Origin of the sequence: uncultured Shimia sp. (assembly GCF_947493595.1) — a bacterium.
Lineage (GTDB): Bacteria > Pseudomonadota > Alphaproteobacteria > Rhodobacterales > Rhodobacteraceae > Shimia.
Genome location: NZ_CANLRL010000002.1, coordinates 228157 through 247119 on the forward strand (window position 1 = coordinate 228157; position 18963 = coordinate 247119).

General features: G+C 57.5%; 15 protein-coding genes. 13 read left to right on the forward strand and 2 right to left on the reverse strand.

Translation table 11 applies throughout. From position 1 onward, the window contains the following. Positions 1-2: 2 nt before the first annotated feature. Genes Q0955_RS06700 through Q0955_RS06725 form a run of 6 tightly spaced genes read left to right on the forward strand, consistent with a single transcriptional unit; the run spans position 3 to position 6014 of the window. Entirely contained in the window at positions 3-995 is a 993-nt protein-coding gene (locus Q0955_RS06700) for an SIS domain-containing protein (RefSeq protein WP_299421620.1), read from the forward strand. Next, positions 992-2038 (forward strand): SIS domain-containing protein, encoded by a 1047-nt coding sequence (locus Q0955_RS06705; protein ID WP_299421622.1) that lies wholly within the window; start codon positions 992-994, stop codon positions 2036-2038. Before Q0955_RS06700 ends, Q0955_RS06705 begins: the two co-directional genes overlap by 4 nt. Next, positions 2038-2940 carry an ROK family protein gene (locus tag Q0955_RS06710; protein ID WP_299421625.1) on the forward strand — a complete coding sequence of 301 codons (903 nt, stop codon included), beginning with the start codon at positions 2038-2040 and terminating at the stop codon, positions 2938-2940. Before Q0955_RS06705 ends, Q0955_RS06710 begins: the two co-directional genes overlap by 1 nt. Then, positions 2937-4166: a class II D-tagatose-bisphosphate aldolase, non-catalytic subunit gene (locus tag Q0955_RS06715; protein WP_299421628.1), complete on the forward strand. Its 1230-nt coding sequence runs from the start codon at positions 2937-2939 to the stop codon at positions 4164-4166. The genes Q0955_RS06710 and Q0955_RS06715 overlap by 4 nt, the downstream gene beginning before the upstream one ends. Then, complete coding sequence (nagA, locus tag Q0955_RS06720) at positions 4163-5302, forward strand: N-acetylglucosamine-6-phosphate deacetylase (RefSeq protein WP_299421631.1); 1140 nt, start codon at positions 4163-4165, stop codon at positions 5300-5302. The genes Q0955_RS06715 and nagA overlap by 4 nt, the downstream gene beginning before the upstream one ends. Then, entirely contained in the window at positions 5289-6014 is a 726-nt protein-coding gene (locus tag Q0955_RS06725) for a copper homeostasis protein CutC (protein ID WP_299421633.1), read from the forward strand. Before nagA ends, Q0955_RS06725 begins: the two co-directional genes overlap by 14 nt. On the opposite strand, the gene Q0955_RS06730 is transcribed toward Q0955_RS06725, so the two are convergent. After that, positions 6015-7340, reverse strand: a complete 1326-nt coding sequence (locus Q0955_RS06730) for a GH1 family beta-glucosidase (RefSeq protein WP_299421636.1) — start codon at positions 7338-7340, stop codon at positions 6015-6017. A gap of 6 nt (positions 7341-7346) precedes the next feature. Beyond that, the gene (locus Q0955_RS06735) at positions 7347-8399 is read right to left on the reverse strand and encodes a substrate-binding domain-containing protein (RefSeq protein ID WP_299423202.1); all 1053 of its coding nucleotides are present in this window, start codon (positions 8397-8399) and stop codon (positions 7347-7349) included. A 204-nt stretch (positions 8400-8603) separates the two neighbouring features. On the opposite strand from Q0955_RS06735, the gene Q0955_RS06740 reads away from it, so the two are divergent. From Q0955_RS06740 to Q0955_RS06770, 7 genes are all read left to right on the forward strand, one after another. Beyond that, positions 8604-9962 (forward strand): ABC transporter substrate-binding protein, encoded by a 1359-nt coding sequence (locus Q0955_RS06740; RefSeq protein WP_299421639.1) that lies wholly within the window; start codon positions 8604-8606, stop codon positions 9960-9962. Between the two features lie 75 nt (positions 9963-10037). After that, positions 10038-11264 (forward strand): sugar ABC transporter permease, encoded by a 1227-nt coding sequence (locus tag Q0955_RS06745; RefSeq protein WP_299421641.1) that lies wholly within the window; start codon positions 10038-10040, stop codon positions 11262-11264. A gap of 11 nt (positions 11265-11275) precedes the next feature. Then, positions 11276-12439, forward strand: coding sequence for a carbohydrate ABC transporter permease (locus Q0955_RS06750; RefSeq protein ID WP_299421644.1), 1164 nt, complete (start codon positions 11276-11278; stop codon positions 12437-12439). 69 nt (positions 12440-12508) lie between these two features. Next, positions 12509-14173, forward strand: coding sequence for an alpha-glucosidase family protein (locus Q0955_RS06755; protein ID WP_299421647.1), 1665 nt, complete (start codon positions 12509-12511; stop codon positions 14171-14173). Next, positions 14166-15287 carry a sn-glycerol-3-phosphate ABC transporter ATP-binding protein UgpC gene (gene ugpC / locus Q0955_RS06760; protein WP_299421649.1) on the forward strand — a complete coding sequence of 374 codons (1122 nt, stop codon included), beginning with the start codon at positions 14166-14168 and terminating at the stop codon, positions 15285-15287. The genes Q0955_RS06755 and ugpC overlap by 8 nt, the downstream gene beginning before the upstream one ends. A gap of 277 nt (positions 15288-15564) precedes the next feature. Continuing rightward, positions 15565-16464: a phosphate/phosphite/phosphonate ABC transporter substrate-binding protein gene (locus tag Q0955_RS06765; RefSeq protein WP_299421652.1), complete on the forward strand. Its 900-nt coding sequence runs from the start codon at positions 15565-15567 to the stop codon at positions 16462-16464. 2 nt (positions 16465-16466) lie between these two features. After that, positions 16467-18917 (forward strand): response regulator, encoded by a 2451-nt coding sequence (locus Q0955_RS06770; protein WP_299421654.1) that lies wholly within the window; start codon positions 16467-16469, stop codon positions 18915-18917. The last annotated feature ends 46 nt before the right edge of the window (positions 18918-18963 follow it).

An 18963-nucleotide genomic window follows, 5' to 3' on the forward strand; every position in this document is an offset into this window, starting at 1 on the left:
CAATGAACAGCACCGTACACGGCGCATTGATGGCCAAAGAAAGCGCAGAGGCAATTGACGTCTTTGCCAAAACCGCAACACAGGATGTTTCGCTGCCAAACTTGGACACTGTAAAGGCGATCTACACCATCGCGCGTGGCTCCTCTGACGCCGCTGCAAACATCCTGTCGTATGAATTCATGCGGGAACTTGGCGTGCCGGTGACCTCTCTGCCACCTTCGGTGTTCTCCATCGGCAAAGGTGTGTCCATGGACAACTCCGCCGCGCTGGTGGTGAGCCAGTCCGGCGCCTCCGAAGATCTCGTGCGCAGCGCCAAAGGAGCTGCGTCTCGTGGGGCCAAAGTTCTGGCGCTGACCAACATCCCTGACAGCCCGGTGGAAGCCGCTGCTGATGCCACCATCGCAATTGGTGCAGGTCCGGAAAATGCCGTCCCAGCCACCAAAACCGTAGTCGGTTCTGTGGCCGCCGGCATGGCGCTTTTGGCAGGTTTAGAGTCTACGTATGACGCCAAACCTTCCGCTGAATCCATAGCCGCCGCGCCCTCCGCGCTGCCAGATGCTGCCGCCCTGCGTGCCGCGTTTCTGCGTGCGCGCCACTTCTATGTGATTGGCCGTGACACCGGCTTTGGTGCCGCCCACGAAGTTGCGCTGAAACTCAAGGAATGCTGCGCCCTGCACGCCGAAGCTTATTCCGCTTCTGAAGTGCTGCACGGTCCACTGCAACTGGCGACCAACCCGATGATGGTGCTGATCCTCGACACGGGCCAAGCCGACATTCAGGACAGCCTCGATCAAGCCGAAGCCCGTTTCACCGCGGTCGGCTGTGACGTGCATCGCATTCGTGTGACCGACCTGATCGACACCGAGATCAAGCCTGCCGCAGCAGCCGCTTACCTTCTTGCGCTGATCTACCCGGTCATCCTTGAAACCGCGCTCGCAATGGGCTTGAACCCGGACACTCCGGAAACTCTGGCGAAAGTGACCCAGACAACATGAGCACGACCTTGGACACCTGGGCCACATGGCGCGAAATCCACCAGCAGCCCGCCGTTTGGCGGGCCTGGGGCGACGCGCTCGACGTAGCAGGCCTGCGCAGTTGGATTGCCGCGCAGAACGCAGACGAAGTTTGGTTCTGTGGCGCAGGTACAAGCGCATATATTGGCGACATCATCGCCGCAGCTGTGCCGGGCACCCGCTCGGTCCCTTCCACTGATCTGGTCGCCAACCCTCGGGCTTTCCTGAATGGCAACCGTCCTTTGGTGGTCAGCTTTGGCCGCTCCGGCAATTCCACCGAAAGCCTGGGCACACTGGACGCCCTGGACGCCCTGGCACCAGATGCTCCACGGCTGCACATCACCTGCAATCCGGATGGTGCTCTGGCCACCCGCACATCGCCTGGTCCGCTCAAAGTCATCAACCTGCCCGAAGTCACCCATGACGCAGGTTTTGCGATGACCAGCAGCTTCTCTACGATGCTTCTGACCGCCTTGGCCCTGTTTGACGAGCCTTGTGACGTACCGGCCCGCTTCAACGCGCTGGCAGATCAGCTCGAAGATCTGTTGCCACGGTTTGGCACCCCTCGCCCCGATCGCGCGGTCTATGTCGGCTCCGGCCCGTTGGCCTTTGCCGCACGTGAAGCCGCGCTAAAGGTTATGGAGCTCACCGCAGGCCAAACACCTGCGCTCTGGGACAGTTCGCTTGGTTTCCGCCACGGTCCCAAGTCCTTTGTACGTGATATGACTTCGATCACTGTGTTCAGCAGTCCACAAGCGCCTACCAACGCCTATGATACTGACCTTGTGACCGAACTGCGCGCACAGTTTCCGGACGCCCGCGTGACCAACATTGGCCCCAAAGGCGACATCGTCATCGACATGCCATTTGGCACCGCTTGGGCCGCACCCTTGTGCATCGCATCTTCGCAAATTGACGGCGTGAAGTGGGCAGCGGACCTGGATCTGAACGTGGACAACCCATTCACCGGTCAAGGCACGCTGTCACGCGTTGTGTCCGGTGTGAAACTGCACGGAGTGGACTGATGACCGTTGCAGGGATCGATCTTGGCGGCACCAAATGTGAGGTCCGCCTGTTTGATGCAGAGTGGAACGAGGTAGCCCGCCACCGCGAGCCTACGCCCAAATCCTATGAAGGACTGGTGCAAACCGTGGCCAACCAGGTGGCCTGGGCCGAAGCTGAATCCGGTGAAAAACTACCGGTTGGCATTGGCGCTGCTGGTCTGGTCAATCCGCAAACCGGCCTGGCCCTCACCGCCAATCTGCCTGCCACGGACAAACCACTGCCAACAGACATCAACGCCGCTGCCGGCCGTCACATCACCTACGTGAATGACTGTCGCGCACTGGCCTTGTCCGAAGCGGTTTTTGGCGCTGGCAAAGGTCAGAACATCGTCATGTCCCTGATCCTCGGCACCGGCATTGGCGGCGGTATCGTGGTGAATCAGTCTCTGTTACAGGGTCCAACCCTGACCGGCGGTGAGTTTGGACACACCTCTGCACCTGCGCATATTGTGTCCCGTCACAACCTACCAATCCGGCGCTGCGGCTGTGGCCGTTTGGGCTGTATCGAGACCTATGTCGCGGGCCCCGGCCTCGCCGCCCTAGCTGAAACGCTAACAGGACAGAAAGTCACGCCACCAGAGATCGCTGCCCGGCGCCATGATGACATGGCCGAGGTCTGGGATGTGTGGTGCACCTTGGCCGCAGAGATGATCCACAGCCTGACCCTAACCGCCGATCCGGATGTGATTGTATTGGGTGGTGGTCTGAGCCAGATCGACGGCGTGATCCAGGATCTCTCTGTTGCCGCACAAAAAGCCCAAATCGGGGATTTCTCCACCGCCCGCCTGACCCTGGCGCAAGGCGGTGACAGCAGCGGTGCCCGCGGTGCCGCCTATGCCGCTTGGCAGGAGGCCAACACATGACACACGCGCTGCGTTCCATCATTCAAAAAAACCGCGCCGGCACTCCGGTGGCGATTCCTTCCGTGTGCTCCGCCCATCCCGATGTGCTGCGCGCCTCGCTGGTGTTGGCCGAACGTCTGGACCGCCAGATCGTGATCGAATCCACCTCCAATCAGGTCAATCAGGATGGCGGCTACACAGGCATCACGCCTGAGGGTTTTATCCGTTTTGTGTATGACATTGCCGATCGCGCCAATGTCGCCCGTGAACGTATTATTTTTGGCGGCGACCACCTTGGCCCACAAGCCTGGCGCTCTATGCCTGCAGATGCTGCGATGGACAAAGCCCGCGTTCTGGTGCGTGACTACGTGAAAGCCGGGTTTGGCAAGATCCATCTCGATTGTTCCGAAGGTTGTGCCGGTGAAGCTGCGCAATTGACCGACGATCAAACCGCCGAACGCTCCGCTGATCTTGCCCGCATCTGTGCGGAAGAAAGCGACAATCTGTTGTTTGTCGTTGGCACCGAAGTGCCACCGCCAGGTGGGGCACGTGCGGATGAAGATGACGACATCCCGCCAACTGATGCCCAAGACGCTGCTGCCACACTGAAGGCGCATATCGACACCTTTGGAGATCTGGCCCCATCCATTGGCGGTCTTGTGGTACAGCCCGGCGTCGAGTTTGGCCCGACAGACGTGCATCATCTGCCGGTCAACCGCGATCCCGGCTTTCTTGCTGCACTGGCAGACCACCCAACTGTATGCCTAGAAGCACACTCCACCGACTATCAGCGCCCCTACACCTTTGTGCGCCTTGCGGAACTTGGATTTGCCTTCCAAAAGGTCGGCCCAGCACTGACCTTTGCTTATCGGCAGGCGGTCTATGCGCTGGATGCGCTGCGCCAACCGTCCGGTGTGTTGCGCGCCACGATGGAAGAGTTGATGTTGAGTGATCCAAAGTATTGGCAAGGACATTACCACGGCGACACCGAAAGCCTGCGTCGTCAGCGCCATTTTGGTCTCGCGGATCGTGTCCGTTACTACTGGCCGCAACCCAAAGCGCAATCTGCTGTGCAACAGCTCTTGTCCGATACGCCGGACACCATCAGCGAAGCCTCCGTGCGCGCCGCGTTTGGCACAAGCACGCTGGAACGCGCCGAACAGCTTTCTGGCTCCCACGCCCAACGCCTGATCGATGCGCAAATCGAACTGGCTTTGGAACCCTATTTGTTTGAGGTATCCCCATGACCGATTGTTGGATCGCCCCGGACCGTCTGTTTGACGGTCACAGCATTCAATCTGGCGTCGCCATACGCGTCAAAGGTGGTCAGGTTGTGGAAATCGGCCCAGCCCCTGCGGATGCCATCAAGATCTCTGGCCTTCTGACACCCGGATATGTGGATCTTCAGGTCAACGGCGGCGGTGGCGTATTCTTGAACGAAACCCCGACACGGGACGGCATTGCCACCATCGCAGAAGCGCATCGGCGGTTTGGCACCGTGGCGCTTTTGCCCACCGTGATCACCGACAACGCCGACGTTTTGGACAACGTCGCCAATGCAGCGATTGCCGCGCAAGGCCTCCCCGGCGTGATGGGTCTACACATCGAAGGCCCGCATATTTCCAAAGAACGGCGCGGCACACATGATGCGGGCTTTGTACGTCCGTTTGATGATCGCACCATGGCCGTGGTAACTCACTTGCGCGATATCAACATTCCGGTACTGATCACGCTGGCACCAGAAGTAACACCTCTGAAGACCATCGCAAAGCTGGCCGACACCGGTGCGATAGTCTCGATTGGCCATACCAATGGCACCGCGGATCAGATCAACGAAGCCATCGAGGCCGGCGCCACCTGCGCCACCCACCTGTTCAACGCCATGTCGCCAATGACCAGCCGCGAACCGGGCGCCGTGGGCGCGGTTATCAATTCAAATGTCTATTCCGGCATCATCTGCGACGGGCACCATGTGGCCGACAGCATGGTCGGACTGGCAGTACGCGCCCGCCCTCAAGCTGATCGCATGATCCTTGTGTCGGATTCCATGGCGACCGTAGGCGGACCAGATCACTTTGACCTCTATGGCCACCGCGTGATGCTGAAAAACGGCCGCCTCATCAACAAAGAAGGTAGCCTTGCTGGGGCGCATGTGACGCAAGCCGAAGGCGTGCAGCGTTTGATCCACAAGGTTGGCATCTCCGAGGAAACCGCGCTGCGTATGGCCATCTCCAATCCAGCAGCCTGCATCGGCTTGCCGGAGGTTGGACAGTTGAAAAATCGTCGCACTGAAGACGTGTTGGTGCTCGGTGACGATCATACGGTGACCGCCACGTTGACCTCAGCGCTTGAGGCCCAAAAGACCGCAAATGCCGCGCAATAGTCTCACATTTGAGGTCTGCATTGACACCGCAGCAGGCTACGCCGCTTGCGCAAGTGTTGTGGATCGCATCGAGCTTTGCAGCGCTTTGGATGTCGGCGGGTTGACCCCGTGCCCTGGCTTGATTGCCGCTGCGCAAGAAAGCTCTATCCCCTCGCATGTCATGATCCGGCCACGCGCTGGGGATTTTTGTTATGACGCGGCGGACCAAAAAGCCATGCGCGCCTCCATCGAAGCGGTAAAGAAAGCAGGTCTGGCGGGTGTTGTGATTGGTGCCTCCAAAGGGGATCAGCTAGACATTGCCACTCTGCGTGAGCTGGTTGCCGTAGCCGAAGGTCTCGAGGTCACTTTGCATCGTGTCATAGACCTCTTGCCAGAGCCGCTGTCCGCAATGGAACAGGCCATTGAGCTTGGGATACACCGCATTCTGACCTCCGGTGGCGCTCCCCGCGCCGTAGATGGTCAGGCCACTCTGCGCGCCATGCAAACGGCCGCAAAAGGGCGGATCGAAATCATGGTGGGCAGCGGCGTATCTTTCTCTAACTTAGCGGAACTCGCGCAGAACACCGGCATCACGTCTTTCCACGCCTCCTGTAGCACCACCATTCCAGTGGCGGAGCATCTGCACCACTTTGGCTTTGCCAAAACGCAGAAGACCACCGATCGCGAAGCGGTTTTGAATTTCCGGAAAACCCTGGACAGCCTGACGACCTGATCAGCTGCGCAGCGCCTCTGCCAACGCATGATAAGATTGCTTTGGCGTGCGCTCAAACGTGTCAAAATCCACGTGGATCAGGCCAAAGCGCTTTTCATAGCCCAGCGCCCATTCGTAATTGTCCATCAAGGACCACACGTAATAGCCCGCCAAAGGCACACCGGCGTCAATCGCATCCTTCGCCGCCGCCAAATGGCTGTTGAGATAGGATATCCGGTGCGGGTCCGCGACCGCACCATCCACAATCTCATCCGGCGCTGACATGCCATTTTCGGTCACATAAATCGGCAAACTGTCGGTGTATTCCTGTGCCATACGCACCAAAAAGGCTCGCAACGCATCCGGATAGATCTCCCACCCCATCGAGGTTTTTGGCAAGTCACCCACGCTCTGCCGGTACCGCGGCCAAGGCGCCTTTGCATCATCATGCACCAGAGTTCGCGTGTAGTAATTAAGCCCACTCCAATCCACCGGTGTGCTGATCACAGAGAAATCATCCTGCCAGCCAGCTGGCAAATGCGGCTCCAGCCCTTCCAGCGCCAGTTCGGGGTACTCCCCCTTGAAAATCCCACCGAGGAAAAACCGGTTATAGATGGCATCATAGCGGGCCGCCGCCGCCACATCTTCCGGCGCATCACTGGCCGGGGTCGCCCATTCAAAATTACACACCGCACCGAGGTTGTTCATACCCAAGCCACGCATTCTCTGGATCGCCGTACCATGCGCCAACATGATATGGTGCATCGCCCGCGCCGTGGCGCGAATATCCCGTAATCCCGGCGCATGGGCCCCAACAAAATGGCTTAGCCAGCCGACACACCAGGGCTCGTTGATCGGTGCGACCGACCAAACCCGGTCCCCAATCCGCCCCATCACCACTTCTGTGAAATCGCCAAACCACTGCGCCACATCGCGGTTGCGCCAGCCGCCCAGATCGGCCAGCGCAGATGGCATCTCCCAGTGATACAGCGTTGCCGCAGGTTTGATCCCGCGTTCCAACAACCCATCCACCAACCGGTCATAGAAATCGAGACCCGCCTCGTTGACCGCGCCACGCCCCTCCGGCAGCACCCGCGCCCAGCTGGTGGAAAACCGGTAGGCATCCACGCCAAGACCGGCGATCAGATCGAGGTCGTCTACAAGCCGATTGTAATGATCACAGCCCAACCCGCCGTTTTCTGCGCGCACCACATTGCCAGGCGTGGCGGCAAAATCATCCCAATGGGTGCGCCCTGCACCACCAAATTGGTGGCCTTCAATCTGGTAGCTCGACGTGGCCACGCCAAATTGAAATCCCTTGGGGAATTCGGACCGTTTGTGCTGCATTAGTCTCTACTTTTTCTGCTCTAAGGCCTGCCGCAAAGCTGGCGCCTGCCCAGTGGACCGCCCAACTGCCAGAACCGCTTCCAACATTTCCTGATGCACCGGCGCGCCTGGGGTTGCGATCTTGTTGATCAAGGCTTGCGCCACATGGCGCCCCGCTTGTCGAACAGAAGACCGCACTGCGGTAAACGCCGGCTCATCCCCATCGTTGCTAAAGTAGCTGAGCGCGTCATCGTGGATCACCACGGAAACATCCTTGCCCATTTCCAACCCCGCGTCAGAGATTGCACGGCGTACACCAATGGCTGGAATAATCGAGGAAGCAACAAAGGCTGTGGGCGCGTCCGCTTGCGCCAACAACTGACGCGCGGTTTCAAACCCAAAGTTCTCTGTCATTTCCTCATGGAACATCAACGCCGGATCAACCTCAACCCCACGCGCCTCAAGCGCCGCGAGATAGCCCGCGCCACGGCGGGTGGCAAAATCCATGTCCGCCAGACCATTCAACAGCGCAATACGCCGATGGCCTAAGTCCAGCAAAAATTCTGTTACCCGCTGAAACGCACGGGTGTTGTTCACATCCACCCAGCTATAGTCCGCCTCAATCTCAGTGGAGCGGCCATGCACCACAAACGGTACGCCCAACTCCCGCAACAGCGCTATCCGGCTGTCGTTCACTTTGGGACCGTGTACAATGATCCCATCCACCGCGCCGCGCGACACCAGTTTGCGGTAGCTGGCTTCTTCAGAATCGTCATCCACGACTGACAACAACAGGTCAAAACCGTTGTCGGAATAGATCTCTCCGGCCCCGGCAATAAAATCCGCAAAAATCGGGTTCACCATCTCGTGCTTCTTGGACACCGGCAAAACATGACCGATGGTCATAGCCTTACCCGTCGCCAGCGTTTTGGCCCGTGTGTTTGGCGCGTAGTTATGCGCCCGCGCCGCTTCCATCACTTTTTGCCGCGTTGATTCGCGCACTTCCGGATAACCGTTGAGCGCACGACTCACCGTTGTCTGGGACAATCCCAGCAAATCCGAAAGCTCTTTTAGGTTCATTGACTTCGTTTTCATTTATCAAAGCGCTTTGATTTATGAGTCGTGCATCTTTGTTGTTTTTGCACGCGCCACGCAGCACTCCTCCCGTTTTCCCTAATAAATCATATGGATCGTGGTGGCAAGCGGCCCAATTTCTTCCCCATTGCTATTTTCAAAGCGCTTTGGTAAATTGGTTTCCAGTTCATGAAACTGGGAGGAACTCTCATGAAACCGACTCTTTACGCAGGCGCAGCCGTTCTGGCGCTGACCGCCAGCTCCGCGATGGCGGATGGCCATCTGAAATTTGCACCCGGCGAAGGCGCCTTCAGCTGGGACAGCTACAATGCATGGGCTGAAAACGCGCCGGACCTGTCCGGCCAAACCGTGACAGTGGCTGGCCCTTGGCTGCAGCCGGAAGATGACGTCTTCCGCTCTGTTTTGGCGTATTTCACCCACGCCACTGGCGCCGAAGCAATCTACACCGGCTCCGACAGCTTTGAGCAGCAAATCGTGATCGACGCCGAAGCAGGCGCCGCCCCCAACATCGCAGTATTCCCACAGCCGGGCCTTGCCTCGGATTTGGCGGCACGTGGCCTGCTTCACCCGCTGCCAGCTTCGATGAACGCCTGGACCGTGGACAACTACGGCGCCGGCCAAAGCTGGGTTGATCTGGGTACCTATTCTGACAAAGCTGGCGCAGATCAGCACTACGGCTTCTTCTACAACGTCAACGTGAAGTCATTGGTCTGGTATGTGCCAGAGAACTTCGAAGACGCGGGCTACGAAGTGCCTGAGTCCATGGAAGACCTGCGCGCCCTGACCGAGCAAATCGTTGCCGACGGCGAAACCCCTTGGTGTGTAGGCCTGGGTTCCGGCGCTGCCACCGGTTGGCCAGCCACCGACTGGGTCGAAGACATCATGCTGCGTACTCAGCCAGCAGAGGTTTATGACGATTGGACCACCAACAAAATCGCCTTCAACGACGAGCGTGTTGTTGCTGCGATCGAAGAGTTTGGCTGGTTTGTGGGTGACGATGCCAAAGTCTCCGGCGGCGCCGGTGCCGTGGCCACCACGGACTTCCGCGACAGCCCAAAAGGCATGTTTAACTCGCCACTGGACTGCTACATGCACCGCCAGGCGTCTTTCGTGCCAGCATTCTTCCCAGAAGGTATTGAGTTTGGCGAAGACGTCGATTTCTTCTACTTCCCATCTTACGAAGGCAAAGACCTCGGCAACCCGGTTCTGGGTGGCGGCACGCTGATGGCGATCACCGATCCATCTGATGCCACCTCCGCGCTGATGGAATTCTTCCAACTGCCAGTGGCCCACGAAGTTTTCGCGGCACAATCCGGCTTCCTGACACCACACAAAGGTGTAAACCCAGAGACTTACCTGAACGACGCCCTGCGTGGTCAGGCGGACATTCTGGTGAACGCAACCACCTTTCGTTTTGACGGCTCCGACCTGATGCCAGGCGGTGTGGGCGCGGGCTCCTTCTGGACCGGCATGGTTGACTTCACCAGCGGCAAAGACGCGGCAACTGTTGCCACCGAAATCCAGGACAGCTGGGACGCGCTGAAGTAAGCCACTTACGTAACATACTGCTGCCTCGCGCACTTCTGCGCGGGGTGGCCAACCAAAACTCGGGGGGAGAGCGTCATGTCACCAGCACTGCTGGGTCTTGTGACCATCATCATCGGAGTGGGCGGATGCCTCGGGTATTTCTACTTCTCCAACCTTTTTCTAGATAAAGTCCTGTTTCCGGCAAGCGGCCCCAACGCGGGACGCAACATCAACCGCGCCAATATGGTCCGCCCTTGGCTCTTCCTTGGTCCTGCCATTGTCGCGCTTGGCCTCTATCTTGGCTACCCAGTGTTTGAAACCTTGCGTCTGTCCCTGACCGACCGCACACAAGACGACGCCTTTGTTGGCCTTGCCAACTACCAACAGATGTTTGCCGAACCCAAGTTTTGGGAGGCCATGCGCAACAACATGCTCTGGCTGATTGTTGTGCCAGCGGCGTCCACCGCCTTTGGTCTGCTCGCGGCGCAGCTCACCGACCGCATCAAATGGGGCGCTTTCGCCAAGTCGCTGATCTTTATGCCCATGGCGATCTCATTTGTTGGCGCCTCGGTGATCTTTAAACTGGTTTATGACGCCCGCCCCGCAGGTAACGAGCAAATCGGCATCCTCAATGCCATTTGGATGCAGTTTGAAGGCGGCTTTGGTTCTCTCTTGTTCCTCAAAATGCTCCCTGTTGTGATCCTTGCGGTTTTTGCCGCCCTGGTCGCTTACATCGGCTGGCTGCTGCTCCGCCCCATCCTGTCTGGCAGCGACAACATAGTAGTGAAAGCTCTACGCGTCATTTCCGGCCTGATTAGTCTCTGGATTTCCATAATCGCCCTGCGCAACATCTTCGACGTGCTCGGCACAGATCTTCCCAATGGCCAGCCACAATCCTGGCTCACGGTGCCGTTCTACAACAACTTCTTCCTGATGGTGGTGCTGATCTGGATTCAAACCGGCTTTGCCATGGTGATCCTCTCCGCCGCCCTGCGCGGCATCCCGGAAGAAACCGTCGAGGCCGCGATTGTCGATGGCGCCAACCCGTTTCAGATCTTCTTCAAAATCAAAGTGCCGCAAATCATGCCCACCATCGTTGTGGTTTGGACCACCATCACGCTGGTTGTGCTCAAGGTCTTTGACATCGTCTTCGCGATGACCAACGGCCAATGGGAAACCCAGGTTCTAGCCAACTACATGTACGACAAATTGTTCCGCGCAAACGACTGGGGCGTCGGCTCCGCCAGCGCCATCATCATCATGCTGCTCGTCTCCCCGATTCTGATCTGGAACGTGGTGCAGGCCCGCAAAGAAATGCGCTGAGGAGAGAGATCATGGACAATATCGCAGGACGCAAATCCGGTCTTTCCTGGGCAGTGAACCTGTCCGTTGTGGCACTGGTGTTGCTATGGTTGTTTCCCACAGTAGGCCTACTCGTCTCCTCCTTCCGTACGGCTGATCAAATCTCCGCCTCCGGCTGGTGGAAGGCCCTGTTCCCGTCTGAACAGGTGGTTCAGCTGCGCACCGGCGGCGCGGACATGGCCAAACAAGAGGGCGACCTCTGGGTTGTCGAAGGCAACTTGCTTGAGGACTCAGAGGAAGGCCCGGCGCCGGGCGCAGAGATCACCCGTTTTGGCGTGTCTTCCAAAGCCGTGGATGCCTTTGCTGTGGGTGAAACCACCACCTTCGCCAAAGACAGCAAAACCTTCACCATGGACGCCGCTGGCAACTATCGCTTCACCACCACCAAGGAGCTCAAAAAGCGCGGCCAACGCGTGTTCATCACCGCCACCCTGCCGCCGGAGTTCACGCTCGCCAACTATGATCAGGTGCTCCTGTCCGGCAACAGCAACGACAGCATGACCAAGGCGTTTCTCAACACGCTAACAGTCACTATTCCAGCCACAATCATCCCAATTGTGATTGCCGCCTTCGCCGCTTATGCGCTGGCATGGATGGAGTTCCCCGGTCGTGCGCTCTTGATCGCGGCAATTGTTGGCCTTCTGGTGGTGCCTCTGCAACTGGCGCTGATCCCGTTGCTCAAACTGCACCTCAACATTGGCATCGGCAAAGGTTACCTTGGCGTCTGGCTGGCCCACACCGGATTTGGCCTGCCGCTCGCGATCTACTTGTTGCGCAACTACATGTCCGGCCTGCCCCGCGATATCATCGAAAATGCCAAGGTTGACGGGGCCACCGACTTTCAGATCTTCACCAAGATCATCCTGCCGCTGTCCTTCCCGGCGCTGGCGTCCTTCGCCATCTTCCAATTCCTCTGGACCTGGAACGACCTGTTGGTCGCCAAGGTGTTCCTGATCGACAGCACAGGCAACACCACGGTGATGACCAACCAGATTGTCGAATTGCTCGGCACCCGCGGCGGCAATTGGGAAATCCTCGCCACCGCAGCCTTTGTTTCCATCTCAGTACCGCTGCTCGTGTTCTTTGCGATGCAACGCTACCTGGTGCGCGGTCTTCTGGCCGGCTCCGTCAAGTAAGAACAGACACTAACATGGCCCAAACGGGCCTTACTATCGGACATAACCATGACTTATCAGGACCCGACCATGACCCATGATTCCGCACTCATCACAGACCCCGATTGGTGGCGTGGTGCGGTGATCTATCAGATCTACCCGCGCTCCTACCAAGACAGCACCGGCGACGGCATTGGCGACCTTGCCGGCATCATCCAGCGTCTCCCACACGTGGCTTCGCTTGGCGTGGACGCCATATGGCTGTCCCCGTTTTTCACTTCACCCATGTTGGATTTCGGCTATGACGTGTCTGATTACCGCGATGTCGATCCGATGTTTGGTACATTGGCGGACTTTGACCAGTTAATTGCCAAGGCCCACGAGTTGGGCATCAAAATCATCATCGACTTGGTTCTGTCCCACACTTCCGACCAACACCCCTGGTTTATCGAAAGCCGCGCGGACCGCACCAATGCCAAAGCGGACTGGTTTGTCTGGGCGGATCCCAAGCTGGACGGCACACCGCCCAATAACTGGCTCTCGATCTTTGGTGGTCCGGCCTGGCAGTGGGACACATCCCGCCAGCAATACTACCTTCACAACTTCCTCGCGGAACAGCCGGACCTGAACTTCCACAACGCCGAAGTGCGCAAGGAACTGCTTGATGTCGCCCGCTTCTGGCTGGATCGTGGTGTCGATGGCTTCCGTCTGGACACGGTGAACTTCTACTACTGCGACGCGCAATTGCGCGACAATCCCCCCCTGCCACTGGAAGAGCGCAACGACAACATCGCGCCTGCGGTGAACCCGTACAACCATCAGGAACACCTTTACGACAAGAACCAGCCAGAGAACCTTGGCTTCCTGCAAGACTTGCGCAGTCTGCTCAACGAGTATGACGCCATCACCACCGTAGGTGAGGTTGGTGACAGCCAGCGCGGCAGCGAAATTCAAGCAACCTACACTGGTGGTGGCGACAAGCTGCATATGGCTTATGACTTTGCCCTTCTGTGTCAGGCCCACCCGACCGGCACCCGCGTGGCGGAGATCATGCAAACCGCCGAAAGCTTTGGCAGCGATAGCTGGGGCTGCTGGGCTTATTCCAATCACGACGTGGAACGCCACGGCTCCCGCTGGAACCTGTCCGACGCCGCCCAGCGCACCTATGCCGCTTTGCTGATGTCCCTGCGAGGCTCTGCCTGCATTTACCAAGGCGAAGAGCTTGGCCTGTCAGAGGCTGATGTGGCTTTTGAAGACCTGCAAGACCCCTACGGCATCCGCTTTTGGCCGAAGTTCAAAGGCCGCGACGGCTGCCGCACCCCGATGGTGTGGAAATCTGACAACCAAAACGGTGGCTTCTCGGACGGCAAGCCTTGGCTGCCTGTCTCCGCCGAACACCTGCCAAAGTCGGTAGAGGCGCAAGAAGACATCCCCAGCTCCATGCTGAACTTCTATCGACGTCTGATCGCCTTCCGCAAAGAGCAGCTGCCGCTTCTAAAAGGCATCTTTGAGTTGCTGCATGCTGACGACACCCACATCCGCTTTGTGCGTGAACATAACGGCCAAAGCATCCTTTGCGCCTTCAACCTCTCGGATGAAGAGCAAAGTTTTGAGCTGCCAACCGGCGCCTGGACGATCGATCCCAAAGCACCCTTCACCATCAGCCGCGACGGCGCGAAAGTGACCCTACCCGCGTGGCAAGCCGCCTTCGCTGTAACGCAAAGCGCTAACTCGGGAGACAACGGCAATGGCTGATCTCATACTCAAAGAAGTCGCAAAGTCCTACGGCCCGGTGAACGTGCTCGCCAACATTGATCTGGAGATCGAGAAAGGCGAGCTGGTGGTCTTTGTTGGCCCCTCTGGTTGCGGCAAATCCACTTTGTTGCGCATGATTGCGGGTCTAGAGCACATCACCTCCGGCACGCTGGAAATTGACGGCACTGTGGTCAACGACGTGCCGCCATCCGAGCGCGGCATTGCCATGGTGTTCCAATCCTACGCGCTCTATCCGCACCTGACCGTGCGTGAAAACATGTCCTTTGCGCTCAAAATTGCCAAGATGAGCACGGAAGAGATCAACACGCGGGTCGAGACAGCGGCCAAAACGCTTCAGCTGCACAACCTGCTCGACCGCTTGCCCAAGGAGCTTTCCGGCGGTCAGCGTCAGCGAGTGGCCATTGGCCGCTCCATTGTGCGTGACCCCAAAGTCTACCTGTTTGATGAGCCGCTTTCCAACCTCGACGCCGCCCTGCGCGTGGCGACCCGCATCGAGATCGCGCAGCTCAAGGAAAGCATGCCTGACAGCACCATGGTGTATGTGACTCACGATCAAGTTGAAGCCATGACACTCGCGACCCGCATCGTTGTTCTGGCGGGCGGCGGTATTGCCCAGGTTGGCACGCCGCTGGACCTTTATGAGCGTCCTGAAAACGAATTTGTTGCCCAATTCATCGGCTCCCCAGCCATGAACCTTCTCCCCGGCAAGATCACCGGCACCGGCGAAATCACCACAATTGCGCTGGATGCTGGGGGCACGGCATCCTCCTCCGTGCCTTCCTTGCCGGAGGACATGGGACGTCAGGTCAATATCGGCGTACGCCCCGAAGATCTGATCACCACCGATGGGGACGCACTCTACACCGGCACGGTGAACATCACCGAAGCTTTGGGGGAAGTGACCCTGCTGTATTTCGAGCCACAAGGCAGCGCAGAACCGGTGATTGGCAAGTTGCAAGGCATCCACCGCAACCTGAAAGGTTCACAAGTGTCTCTGACCGCTGATCCGGCCAAAGTGCATCTTTTTGCTGACACGCAGTCGCTTCTATACCGAGATCGCCCAATCAAACACATCGAAGCGAACACACACTAACGATCAATTTCCCGCATTACGGGAAATTGGCGTTACCCTGCCAAATATCTGGCGTGAAAAGACTTTTCGCGGCAATCTTGCTGCATGGTGCTCTGTGAAGTCGAATCATACAGTTTTTTACTGGCCCCCAAAGGGACGCCGGAAAGCTTTTTTACAAAAATTTGCTGGAAAATTGCCGCATATTTGCGGAATTCCGGCTCTTCGCAGCATTCATTAAGCGATGGTTTAGACTTTCCTAATACCGCCTTTAGGAGGTCATAAAACGTCTCGGATGCCCATGTTTGGAAGGATCTTACTCTGTCTTGTCACCAGCCTGACCTGGCTAACCGCCTCCTGGGCGCAGGCAGAGACTCTGAATCTTGGCACCTTAAACGAGGGCATTCGCGGCCAGATGCGCATCTTTAAGCCCCTGCTCACCTATCTCGAGGACGAACTGGAAGACTACGGCATCTCCGAGGTGCGCCTGGTGGTTCATCCAAGCACACAGCTCATGGCGGAGGCCATCTCCCGAAAAGAAGTCGACATCTTCATCGATAGCCCAATGGTGGTTGCTAAAGTGGCCCAGCTCTCCGGTGGGGTGCCATTCCTGCGCCATTGGAAAGATGGCCAAGCCAGCTACTATTCTGTGATTTTCACGCACACCGACAGCGGCATCACCTCACTGGAAGATTTGCGAGGCAGACGCGTGGCGTTGGAAGACCATGATTCCTCTTCCGGCTTTATTGTCCCGGCCCATATGCTGATCAATGCTGGGCTGCACATCAAAAAATTGCGGGCCCCGACCTCCACTCATACCGGCGATGAAGTTGGATACTTCTTAACATACAATGACAAAAACACCATGTTTGCAGTGGCTTCCGGGCGTGCCGACGCTGGTGCGACCAACCAAATGAACTACCTTGATCTCATGGAAGCCCGCCCTGATGAATTCCGCGTAGTGGCGATCTCGGAGCGTTTTCCACGCAGCGTGCTGATGCATCGCCCTGGCCTGTCCGAAGAGCTTTTGAAAGAACTGCGCTACACGCTCAAAGCCATGAACAAAGCCGAGGAGGGCCGAGCGGTTCTCAAGAGCTTTCAAAACAGTGCGGGATTTGATGAATTTGCTGCGGGATCAAAACGCACTTTTGCGCCTATATTCGAGATTCTGCAGGACCTCGAAGACGCGGGGATTAACTAGCCATGTCCGCAACTGACGACAAAACCAATACCCGCATGTTCAAAATGCGAAAATCCCTGACGTACGGTCTGGGACGTCGGATGACGTTGTACTTCGGGCTGATGATCGGGGCCTTTGTCTCGACCTTGATCTACCTGAACACCATCACGCAGTTGGAACTGGTTCACACCCGTTTTTCCGAGCGGTCCGACTCCCTTGGCATTCTCATTCAAGAAGTCACCCTTCCTTACCTGTTTGAAGGCCGCCCCGCGGAGCTCGACATCATCTATCAAGAGCTGATGCGCCAACCGGATATCCTGTCCCTGCGCTTCATCGACCCGGAAGGGTTTCTGCTGGTCAATGGCTCTTCTGAGGGCAACGCATTGTTCTTGGGCCGGGTCGAAGACCCGCTGGTGAACGAAGCCGTCGCCTCCGAAACCACCCATATCCGCAATCTCGCAGGCCGCATCCAAGTGGCGGTCCCGGCGATCTATGGCAACGTGAACTACGGCACTATCCGTTTTGATCTGGACGGCACCGCCGCCAACCAAGAAGTGAATCTTGTGCTGCGCCGCAACCTGATGTTTGGCGTGTTTTTTACCCTCACCGGCATTTTGCTTTCCATTTGGATCTCGCGCCGCCTGACCGAACCGCTTGCCCGCCTCAACAGTGCCACGGAACGCGCCGCCAAAGGCAACCTGAACCAGTCTATTGTGATCCGGACCAATGATGAGGTCGAAAGCCTCGCCGACAGCTTCAACCTGATGCTGGGCAACCTGCGCGCCTGGGTGAAGTCTCTGGAAGATACTCAAACCAAACTGGAGATTTCCTCCGACGATCTGAACGCCAAAAACGCAGAGCTTCAGGTGGTCGCGGAACAGGCGAAAACCGCCGAACGGGCCAAATCGCAATTCCTGGCCCGCATGAGCCATGAAATCCGCACCCCTATGAACGGGGTGCTCGGCATGACCGAACTTCTGTCAGATACGAATCTCTCCAGCAATCAACTCGGCCTCGTGGATTCGATTCATACGTCTGGCACAACATTGCTCAATATCATCAACGACATTCTGGACTTTTCCAAGATCGACAGCGGGCATATGACTCTGCGAGATGAAGCCTACCGCCCATTGGAGTTGGTCGAGAACACGGCCCAAATGTTGTCTTATCAGGCTGGTCAAGCGGGGGTGGATCTCATCACCCGGGTTGCGCCAGATGTACCAAAATCCCTGCTTGGCGATGAATCCCGCCTTAAGCAGGTCATCATCAACCTTGTTGGCAACGCATTAAAGTTCACCGATGAAGGCTATGTGCTGATCAATGCCACGCTGAAGGACGAAAACGGCCAACCCTTTATGCAGGTGGACGTCTGTGACACTGGCTGTGGCATCCCTGAAGAAAAACTTGCCACAGTGTTTGATCAATTCACCCAGGTCGACGGCTCCTACAGCCGCAAGCATCAGGGCACCGGACTTGGCCTAGCAATTGCCAAAGGGTTTGTCGAACTCATGGGCGGCCGCATTTGGGTGAAATCCACTGTCGGCACCGGCACAACCTTCACATTCAACGTGCCTCTGGCCCAATCGGACACACCGCTGCCGTCGCAACCAACCGACAACGCAGACCTTAACCAGATGAAGGTCTTGGTGCTGCAATCCGAACCAACAGCACTATTTGTGATGAATGAAGTCATCTCCTCCTGGAATGGTCAGGTGGATACCTACGACACCGCCAAAGCCGCGCTGGAAGCCATCCGAGACGCACAGAACGCCGCTGCGCCCTACAACTTAATTCTGACTGAGATGGGCCTGCCGGACATGGATCGTCAGGATCTTTTCCGTGCCATTCACGCTGCCAAAGGCGATGCGCCCACCCGTGTGGTTGCATTGCGCCCGATGAACGATGCCATCCACCATTCAGGTGAGGAAACCCACCTGACCAACGGCGAAGTCATCAAACCAGTGCAGGCTCCCAAACTTCTGGAAGCCCTACAAACACCCCTTGAGCGCCCGAGAACCCCACATTCCGAACCGTCTGAGGAGGTTGCGGGCGCCACAAACGGGGCCCAAAGAAAGCCGGTTGCAGCCGAACTGAAGGCGCCGGTTTCCGAAAAAACGATCTTGATTGTGGATGACAACAAAACCAACCGGAAGCTGATAGAAATCTTCCTCAGCCGTCTGGGCATCAGCCACCATTCCGCCAGTGACGGGGAAGAGGCTGTGGAACTCTACCGCGATTGCCATCCGGATTTGGTGCTGATGGATGTCTCCATGCCAGTGATGAACGGCCTGGACGCCACCCGCGAAATCCGCCGGCTGGAAGATGCAAACGGCGATTTCCAAACCCACATTATTGGTCTCACGGCCCATTCGGCCCCTGAAGACCGCGAAGCCTGTCTGGACAGCGGCATGAATGCCCACATGGCCAAACCTATAAAACTGGCACAACTCAAGAATGTGATCGCGGAACTCTGATTGCAAAGAGGATCGCCGCTTGGCAACACTGTCCCAATACCAAATG

Excerpts from the sequence above, each read along its gene's own strand:
- Q0955_RS06745 (WP_299421641.1), top strand. The coding sequence starts at position 10,038 with ATGTCACCAGCACTGCTGGGTCTTGTGACCATCATCATCGGAGTGGGC.
- Q0955_RS06700 (WP_299421620.1), top strand. The coding sequence starts at position 3 with ATGAACAGCACCGTACACGGCGCATTGATGGCCAAAGAAAGCGCAGAG.
- Q0955_RS06725 (WP_299421633.1), top strand. The coding sequence starts at position 5,289 with ATGCCGCGCAATAGTCTCACATTTGAGGTCTGCATTGACACCGCAGCA.
- Q0955_RS06755 (WP_299421647.1), top strand. The coding sequence starts at position 12,509 with ATGACCCATGATTCCGCACTCATCACAGACCCCGATTGGTGGCGTGGT.
- Q0955_RS06735 (WP_299423202.1), bottom strand. The coding sequence starts at position 8,399 with ATGAACCTAAAAGAGCTTTCGGATTTGCTGGGATTGTCCCAGACAACG.
- Q0955_RS06730 (WP_299421636.1), bottom strand. The coding sequence starts at position 7,340 with ATGCAGCACAAACGGTCCGAATTCCCCAAGGGATTTCAATTTGGCGTG.
- nagA (WP_299421631.1), top strand. The coding sequence starts at position 4,163 with ATGACCGATTGTTGGATCGCCCCGGACCGTCTGTTTGACGGTCACAGC.
- Q0955_RS06750 (WP_299421644.1), top strand. The coding sequence starts at position 11,276 with ATGGACAATATCGCAGGACGCAAATCCGGTCTTTCCTGGGCAGTGAAC.
- Q0955_RS06740 (WP_299421639.1), top strand. The coding sequence starts at position 8,604 with ATGAAACCGACTCTTTACGCAGGCGCAGCCGTTCTGGCGCTGACCGCC.
- Q0955_RS06715 (WP_299421628.1), top strand. The coding sequence starts at position 2,937 with ATGACACACGCGCTGCGTTCCATCATTCAAAAAAACCGCGCCGGCACT.
- Q0955_RS06765 (WP_299421652.1), top strand. The coding sequence starts at position 15,565 with ATGTTTGGAAGGATCTTACTCTGTCTTGTCACCAGCCTGACCTGGCTA.
- Q0955_RS06770 (WP_299421654.1), top strand. The coding sequence starts at position 16,467 with ATGTCCGCAACTGACGACAAAACCAATACCCGCATGTTCAAAATGCGA.
- Q0955_RS06705 (WP_299421622.1), top strand. The coding sequence starts at position 992 with ATGAGCACGACCTTGGACACCTGGGCCACATGGCGCGAAATCCACCAG.
- ugpC (WP_299421649.1), top strand. The coding sequence starts at position 14,166 with ATGGCTGATCTCATACTCAAAGAAGTCGCAAAGTCCTACGGCCCGGTG.
- Q0955_RS06710 (WP_299421625.1), top strand. The coding sequence starts at position 2,038 with ATGACCGTTGCAGGGATCGATCTTGGCGGCACCAAATGTGAGGTCCGC.